This is a genomic window from Microbacterium sp. BF1, assembly GCF_019279095.1.
GTDB lineage: Bacteria > Actinomycetota > Actinomycetes > Actinomycetales > Microbacteriaceae > Microbacterium > Microbacterium maritypicum.
Genome location: NZ_JAGYWT010000811.1, coordinates 1 through 659, shown reverse-complemented (window position 1 = coordinate 659; position 659 = coordinate 1). Strand labels below are relative to the sequence as shown.

Here is a 659-nt window from a genome sequence, read left to right as displayed (position 1 = left end):
CGGCGATCTGCGAGCCGACGGCCGCGCTGATCGGCATCGCTCCCAGCTCGACCGCATGTGCGCGGGCGCGGGTGATGGCGTCGGGTTCCACGATGGACTCGCGCAGAAAACGCGCGTTCGCGTCATACTCGCTCATGGCCTGTTTCTCCCTGCCTGCCCGGTGAACCTCTCCAGCGTATTCGGTCGGCGAGTGCGGGGACCGCAGGCGCGGCGGTAGCCTGTAGAGATGACGTTCGGGCTCACTTTCGAGAAGCTGCTGCTGATCGGCCTCATCGCGGTCCTGATCATCGGCCCCGAACGTCTGCCGCGGGCCGCGGAGAGCTTCTCCCGCATGGTCCGCAAGGCCGGCGAGTACCTGCGCGCGACCAAGACCAGGGTGCGTGAGGAGATGGGGCCCGAGATCGACGACGTCGATTGGCGCAAGCTCGACCCTCGTCAGTACGACCCCCGCCGGATCATCCGCGACGCGCTGATGGAGGAACCTCAGCCCGCGACTCCCATGCAGGCGCGCGAGACGATCGCGGAGCCGATCGCCGGAACCGTCGCCCCCACGCGTGTGGCTCCGCAGGAGTTCAGCGCGACCAATCGCCCGCCTTTCGACCCTGAAGCCACGTGACCCGAGGGCGGCTCGCCGATCGCGACGCCGTGGCCTTCTGGCT

At 68.6% G+C, this 659-nt stretch carries 1 protein-coding gene; it reads left to right on the top strand.

Features of this window, described 5'->3' with window-relative positions:
- Window positions 1-226: 226 nt before the first annotated feature.
- Window positions 227-616: a twin-arginine translocase TatA/TatE family subunit gene (locus tag KZA10_RS16945; protein WP_055864411.1), complete on the top strand. Its 390-nt coding sequence runs from the start codon at window positions 227-229 to the stop codon at window positions 614-616.
- The last annotated feature ends 43 nt before the right edge of the window (window positions 617-659 follow it).

Excerpts from the sequence above, each read along its gene's own strand:
- KZA10_RS16945 (WP_055864411.1), top strand. The coding sequence starts at position 227 with ATGACGTTCGGGCTCACTTTCGAGAAGCTGCTGCTGATCGGCCTCATC.